Origin of the sequence: Piscicoccus intestinalis NBRC 104926 (assembly GCF_001515525.1) — a bacterium.
Taxonomy (GTDB): Bacteria; Actinomycetota; Actinomycetes; order Actinomycetales; family Dermatophilaceae; genus Kineosphaera; species Kineosphaera intestinalis.
The window spans coordinates 1-6,621 of sequence record NZ_BCNQ01000199.1 but is presented as its reverse complement, the minus strand read 5'-3'; the positions used below and the strand labels follow the sequence as shown (position 1 = coordinate 6,621).

Genomic DNA, 6,621 nt, shown 5'->3' with positions numbered 1-6,621 from the left:
CCCGCAGGCCGGGCAGCGGCGGCAGGGCCCGTCCGACCCGCCGACCCGCCAGTGGCAGGAGCGCCGCGCCACGGGCTCCCACGAGGGCTAGCCTGACCGGCGGCCCGGCGGCCGCTCGCTAGGCTGGCCACGTGCTCTTTCGACCCCTCCTCGCCACCACGGCAGGCAAGGCGGCGCGCGTCGCGTCCCGCCTCCGAGGCGGCGGTTCGGCGCTGCCGGGCCTGGTCGCCGAACGCGTCGATCCGAAATTCCTCGCGAACGCGCTGTCGCAGGTGCGCGGCGGCGTGGTCGTCGTCTCCGGCACCAACGGCAAGACGACGACGACCAAGATGCTCGCGGCGATCCTGCGCGAGCACGGACTCGACGTGTTCAGCAACCCGACGGGCAGCAACTTCACGCGCGGGGTGATCTCCGCGATGCTGCCGCTGCTGCCCGCCTCCGGCCGGCTGCGCGCCGACGCGGCGGTGCTCGAGCTCGACGAGGCGCACGCGCTGAAGTTCGCCGCGGCCGTGCAGCCCACGCATTCGCTGCTGCTCAACGTGGCCCGAGACCAGCTCGACCGCTTCGCCGAGATCGACCACACCGCCAAGCTGCTCGCGCAGCTCGCCGGGCAGACCACGCAGGGCGTCGTGCTCAACCGCGACGACTCCTTCGTCTCCCGCATCGCCGGCGGCCAGGGCGTGCCGACCGCCTCCTACTTCGGTCTCGACGACTCGATGCGCGACCGCCTCGACGAGCTGTCCGAGCAGGACGTGCGCTTCGAGGACGAGTCCGCGGTGCCCGACCCCGGCCCGCAGGACGGGCTGCTCAAGGCCATCGACGAGCGCGACTTCGAGGTGAGGTTCTCGGACGGTCTCGTGCTCGGGCCGCTCGCGCTGCGCCAGCGCGGGCTCGCCGCGATGATCAACGCGACGGCCGCGGTCACGATGGCTCGCCGGGTGCTGGGGGAGCGGTTCGACGCCGCGGCCACGGAGCGGGCGCTGCGCGCGGTGACGCCGCCGTTCGGTCGCGGCGAGGTCATCGACGTCGGCGGGCAGCCGCTGGAACTCGTGCTTGTGAAGAACCCGGCGGGGTTCACGGTGGCGCTCAACACGTACGGGTCGACGCCGGTGGCGACGATGATCGCCATCAACGACAACTACGCCGACGGGCGCGACGTCTCGTGGCTGTACGACGTCTCGTTCGCCTCGCTCGCGGGCAAGGGCGTGGCGGTGACCAGCGGCGTGCGCGCCTACGACATGGCGCTGCGGCTCAGCTACGACGACGTGAGCACCGGTCACGTCGAGCTCGACCTGACGCGCGCGCTGGACCACCTGCTGGCCACGCACCCGGACGAACCCAAACGGATCTTCTGCACGTACACCGCGATGATGGCGCTGCGGCGCACGCTGGCCGAGCGCTACGGCCTCGCGGACTTCGGCGAGGAGGCGGTCTGATGGCGCGCGGCAAGAGCAAGGGCACGATCCGGCTCGTCCACCTGTACCCCAAGGAGATGAGCATCTACGGCGACCTCGGCAACACCCGCTGCCTGGCGACGCGGCTGCGCCGGCACGGCTACGAGGCGGAGGTCGTCGAGCACCACCCCGGCACCGAACTGACTCCGGGCGCGCACCTCATCGTCGGCGGCGGCGGGCAGGACAGCGGGCAGGCGCGGGTCGAGAAGGACCTCGAGCGCAACGGCCCGCTGCTCAAGAGCCTCGCGGAGGACGGCACGCCGATGCTCATGATCTGCGGCATGTACCAGCTGTTCGGCAACGACTTTCTCACCGTCGACGGCCAGCGCCTGCCCGGCCTGGGCATCCTCGACGTGACGACCCGCGGCAACAAGGAACGCATGATCGGCCCGGTCGTGCTCGACACCCCGCACGGCCAGGTCGTCGGCTACGAGAACCACTCCGGCGCAACGACTCTCGGAGGCGGTCAGGAGCCCTTCGGCACGGTGCGTCACGGCCGCGGCAACAACGGCAAGGACGGCTCGGAGGGCGCCCGGCGCCACCACGTCTACGGCACGTACCTGCACGGCCCGGTGCTGCCCGCCAACGCGCAGTTCGCCGACGCGCTCATCAAGGCCGCCGTCGACCGCGCGTTCAGCCGCGGTTTCGAGCCCGAGGACCTCGACGACACCCTCGCCGACGAGGCCCAGCAGCGCCAGATCACCCGCCTCCTCACCGGCCGCAACAAACCCCACTAACCCCCGAAGCCAGCCCCCGAGCCGGCTGCAGCGAGCCCCCACAAAACCGGCCGAAGGCTGCCCTTTCGGCCGAAGGCCAGGGTTGTGGCAGGAGCCCTCGACCGAAAGGGCAGCCTTCGGCCACGTGTGGGGTGAGCATTTCGGCCGAGTGTGGGGGTGGGGCTAGCGCGGAGGCGGGGGGCGGCGGGCGTAGTGACCGCGGGTGTTGAGCCAGATCACCGCGGCGATCGCGCCGAACGGGATCTCCAGCAGGTAGCTGAACAGCGCGAACAGGGTGACGGCGGCCGCGGTGCCCTCGCCGGGCACGCCGAGGGCGATCATGACCGCCGCCGCGCCCGCCTCCGCGACGCCGATGCCGCCGGGGGTGACGGCCACGGTGGTCAGCAGCCGGCCCACCGCGTAGGCCGCGAACGCGTGCGACCACGACATGTGCACGCCGACGGCCTCCAGGCACTGGCGGAACAGCAGGAAGTACACGCCCATGAAGCCGACGAGCCCGAACGTCAGCGCCGGCCAGCGGGAGCGCACGATGTCGATGATCTTGTCGCGCACGTCGAGGGCGAGGCGTTCGGCGTCGTGGGGGCGGCTGCCGCGGCGCAGCCGGCGGATGAGGGGCCCGAACAGTCGGTCGACGGCGCGACCGACCCACCGCGCCGCGCGGCGCGAGGAGATGATCGCGATGAGCGCGGCGGCGATGAGCGCCCCACCGACCCCGCCGAGCACGGCGCCCTTGACCATCGCGGTGGGCACCTGGCCCGCCTGGGGGATGAGCACGATCGCCGCGATGACCGGCAGCAACACGCGGGCCAGCATGTTCCACACGGCGGTGACGATGATCGACGTCGAGATACCGCGGTGGCTGAACCGCCACGAGCGGAACATCGCGTACGTCAGCATGCTGCCGACCGCGCCGCCGGCGGGCAGGGTGTTGCTCACCCCGGAGCCGGCGAGGTTGGCCAGGATCGCCTGCGAGTGCCGCAGCCCCGGCAGGGAGCCGGTGAGCGTGAACGTGTAGCAGTACAACCCGAGGAACATCAGAGCCAGCAGCCCGAAGAACGTCGGCCAGCCGATCCCGGTGATGATGCCGAGGATCGTCGACCAGCTGGTGTCCGTCAGGTACGGCAGCCCCCACCCGAGCAGCCCCACCGCCAGCCCCAGGCTCGCGACCACCTGCACCACCTGCCGCGCGATGGCCGCCGGCGTGCGCGGCAGCGAAACGCCGGGCGCACCGTCCGGATTCGCCTCGTCGTCCGGCGAGGCGGTGGCCTGCCCGGGCGGCGCCGACCCCGTCATCGGCGGCTCCCGTCGAGGCCGGCGAAGATGTCGTCACGCCGCGAACCCGCGACCGAGCCCGAGACCGGCCCCGAACCCGCGACCGAACCCTGCTCCGAGGCCGCGGAGCCGGTGGCGTCGACGAACCACTCCCGCCCGAACACGAGGTAGTACAGCGGCCGGGGCAGGCGCAGGAAGGCCGCCAGCGTGCGGTCGGCGCCGTCGTCGGCAGCGGCCTGCGTGGCGTGCGCGGCCATCGAGGCCCGCTTGGCCGGGATCTGGCGACGCACGTCGATCCGGTGGGTGATCTGCGCCGACGGCGTGAACGCGCGCTGCCACGCCACGAGGTCGACGTCGATGGCGACGCCGGGCAGCCGCCGCGCGAACGCGACGGCGCGGGTGATCGTCTCGCGCGGCACGGTCGCCTCCAGCAGCCGCGGCGAGCCGGCGATCGCGGCGGCCGCCCGGGTCACCTCGTGCACGCGGATGTGGTCGCGGTGCCCGTACCCGCCGTTGCGGTCGTACCCGATGACGACGTCGGCGCGCTCGCGCACGAGGATCGCCGCGATCCGGTCGGCCACCTGGTCGGGGTCGGCCCGCAGCAGCCGGAGCCGGTCCGGCGGGTCCGGCGGCACCTCACCGACCATGCCGCTGTCGGCGTACCCGAGCCACTCGACGTCGGCCGCGCCGATCGCGCGGGCGCTGGCCTGCAGTTCGCGCAGGCGGCGGGCGCCGAGGGAGCCGAGGGCACCGTCGCGGTAATCGCTGGAGGTGAGCCCGAGATCGCCGTCGGTGGCGACGACGAGCACCACTCGGTCTCCGGCGGCGGCCTTGGCGAGCGTGCCCGACATGAGGAGAGCCTCGTCGTCAGGATGGGCGTTGACGGCCACGACGGTTCGACTCACCCGCCTAGTGTCTCCCATGGTTCGTGGGATTCCCGTGCAATGTGCCAGGGTTGGACCTGTGAAGATCGCCCTTGTCACGGACTGTTACCTGCCGCGTCTCGGCGGCATCGAGGTGCAGGTCCGCGACCTGGCCCACGGGCTGCGCGCGGCGGGTCACCAGGTCGAGGTCTTCACGGCGACGGTGGGGGAGGACGGGCAGCACGGCGGTCTCATCGAGGTCGTCGACGGCATCCCCGTGCACCGGCTCGGCATGGATCTGCCGATCGGGTTCCCGCTCAACCCGTTTGCCTCCCGCGAGCTGCGCCGCCGCCTCGGCCGCGGCTTCGACGTGGCCCACGTGCACATGGGCGTCGTGAGTCCGTTCACCACCGAGGCCACCCGGGTGGCCCGCGGTCTCGGCCTGCCGACGACGATGACGTGGCACTGCATGCTCGCCTGGGCGGAGCCGGCGATCGCCCTCACCGGGGCCGTGCGGCGCTGGGCGCGCTCGGGGGTGACGATGAACGCCGTCTCCTCGGTCGCGGCGGTGCCCGTGCAGCGGTTGCTCGGCGACACCGGCGTCGTCCAGGTGCTGCCCAACGGCATCGACGTCGACACGTGGTGGCAGCCCCGGCACGATTCGGCGCCGCCCGCGGACGACGGGGTCGTGCGCCTGGTCACCGCGATGCGGCTCGTGCGCCGCAAGCGCCCGATCCCCATGCTGCAGGTGCTGCAGCGGGTGCGAGCGATGGAGCCCGACGTGCGGTTCGAGCTGACGATCCTCGGAGACGGTCGGCTCCGCCCGGCGGTCGAGTCGTTCGTGCGGCGCGAGGGCATGGCGGACTGGGTCGAGCTGCCGGGCCGGGTCAGCCGCCCCGAGCTGCTGCAGCGCTACGCCGGGGCGCACCTGTACCTGTCGCCGGCCAAGCTCGAGTCGTTCGGCATCGCGGCCCTGGAGGCGCGGTGCGCCGGCCTGCCGGTCGTCGGGCTCGACACCAGCGGCGCCTCGGAGTTCGTGCACGACGGCGTCAACGGCTTCCTCGCCCGCACCGACGAGGAGATGGCCACGGCGATCGCCCGGCTGCTCACCGACGTGCCGCTGCGGGAGCGCATGTACCGCTACAACGTCAGCGTGCCGCCGGCCGACCTCGACTGGAGCGCCGTCATCGCCAAGACCGAACGGGAGTACCGGCGCGCGATGGGGCGCGAGACGGTCAGCCCGGCCCGCCCGGCCGCCCGGGTCGCCTGAGCGTGACGCTGCTGCTGTCGGGGCCCATCTGGTTCGCCGGACACGCCGGCGGCCGGGAGCGGTGGCGCCTGCCGCTGCCGCACGGCGTCGACCCGACCGCGGTCGTGCGAGCGACCGTGCGCCGCGCGGGCACCGAGCGGAGCCGGCGGAGCGCCCCGCCGCCCGACGACCGCGTCGGTCTGCCGCAGGTGGTCCGCGAACCCGACGGTGACCTCGTGCTGGCCTACGACCTGCCGGTCCCGACCGGACCGCCTCCGGCCGAACTGCTGACCCGCACCACGCCGCCCCGGCACGCGCCCGGCCTGAGCATCGCCGCCGGGGAGCAGGCGCTGACCGTGCAGCGGGTCTCCGCCTCCGTCATCGTCTGGACGCAGGGTGCGCTGCTGGCCACCCGCTACTCGACGACGACCGGTGCCCCCGGCGCGTGGGCCCTGCCCGGAGGCGGTGTCGACCCCGGCGAGGATCCGCGCGCGGGTGCCCGGCGGGAGTGCTGGGAGGAGACGGGTCAGCGCGTGCGCGTCGGCGACCTCGTCCGGCTCATCCACCGGCACTGGATCGGCCGGGCCCCCTCCGGGCGGCTCGAGGACTTTCACACCCTCGGCCTGGTGTATGAGGCCGACTGTGCCGAGCCGACCTCTCCCGTCGTGCACGACGTCGGCGGGTCGACGGCCGACGCCGCCTGGGTGCCGGCCGCCGACGTGGCCCGCCTCGGCTGGTCGGCCTCCAGCCGCTGGGTGGCGCCGTTGGCGCCTCCCGGGTGACGCACTTTCGACAGGTCTGCGGGCTGGAGGTCAGCGTCAGCGTCTGATGAGGCCGACGACCCCCGCCAGCACGAGGGCGGCGCCGACGGCGACCGCGGCGGCGGGACCGACCCAGTCGCCGGCCCCACCGACTCCCGCGAGCTCCTGCAGCAGCGCGAGCGCCGCGACGACGAGCCCGACGAGGGCGAGGATGAGCAACGCGACGTCCGGACCCCGCGGCGGGCCCGCCGAGCGGGAGCCGGCCCGGCCGGCTCGCCCGGCCTG

The 6,621-nt window shown here is 73.7% G+C and carries 7 protein-coding genes; 4 read left to right on the top strand and 3 right to left on the bottom strand.

What is annotated here, in order from left to right:
* Positions 1-131 precede the first annotated feature (131 nt).
* Entirely contained in the window at positions 132-1,436 is a 1,305-nt protein-coding gene (locus PINTE_RS19720) for a Mur ligase family protein (RefSeq protein ID WP_068434070.1), read from the top strand.
* Positions 1,436-2,191, top strand: a complete 756-nt coding sequence (locus PINTE_RS19715; protein WP_068434068.1) for a type 1 glutamine amidotransferase — start codon at positions 1,436-1,438, stop codon at positions 2,189-2,191. Before PINTE_RS19720 ends, PINTE_RS19715 begins: the two co-directional genes overlap by 1 nt.
* A 162-nt stretch (positions 2,192-2,353) precedes the next feature.
* On the opposite strand, the gene PINTE_RS19710 is transcribed toward PINTE_RS19715, so the two are convergent.
* Both PINTE_RS19710 and PINTE_RS19705 read right to left on the bottom strand, forming a co-directional pair.
* Complete coding sequence (locus PINTE_RS19710) at positions 2,354-3,484, bottom strand: lysylphosphatidylglycerol synthase domain-containing protein (RefSeq protein WP_068434066.1); 1,131 nt, start codon at positions 3,482-3,484, stop codon at positions 2,354-2,356.
* Positions 3,481-4,368 carry a PIG-L deacetylase family protein gene (locus tag PINTE_RS19705; protein ID WP_306304873.1) on the bottom strand — a complete coding sequence of 296 codons (888 nt, stop codon included), beginning with the start codon at positions 4,366-4,368 and terminating at the stop codon, positions 3,481-3,483. Before PINTE_RS19705 ends, PINTE_RS19710 begins: the two co-directional genes overlap by 4 nt.
* A 58-nt stretch (positions 4,369-4,426) precedes the next feature.
* Between PINTE_RS19705 and PINTE_RS19700 the strand changes: the two genes are divergently transcribed.
* Positions 4,427-5,596: a glycosyltransferase gene (locus PINTE_RS19700; RefSeq protein WP_068434062.1), complete on the top strand. Its 1,170-nt coding sequence runs from the start codon at positions 4,427-4,429 to the stop codon at positions 5,594-5,596.
* 2 nt (positions 5,597-5,598) lie between these two features.
* Positions 5,599-6,357, top strand: a complete 759-nt coding sequence (locus PINTE_RS19695; RefSeq protein WP_068434060.1) for an NUDIX hydrolase — start codon at positions 5,599-5,601, stop codon at positions 6,355-6,357.
* 36 nt (positions 6,358-6,393) lie between these two features.
* Here PINTE_RS19695 and PINTE_RS23435 read toward each other — a convergent pair.
* The coding region (locus PINTE_RS23435) for a hypothetical protein (RefSeq protein WP_217996658.1) at positions 6,394-6,621 on the bottom strand (228 nt) is incomplete at its 5' end.

Coding starts and splice junctions, on each gene's coding strand:
- PINTE_RS19715 (WP_068434068.1), top strand. CDS start 1,436: ATGGCGCGCGGCAAGAGCAAGGGCACGATCCGGCTCGTCCACCTGTAC.
- PINTE_RS19710 (WP_068434066.1), bottom strand. CDS start 3,484: ATGACGGGGTCGGCGCCGCCCGGGCAGGCCACCGCCTCGCCGGACGAC.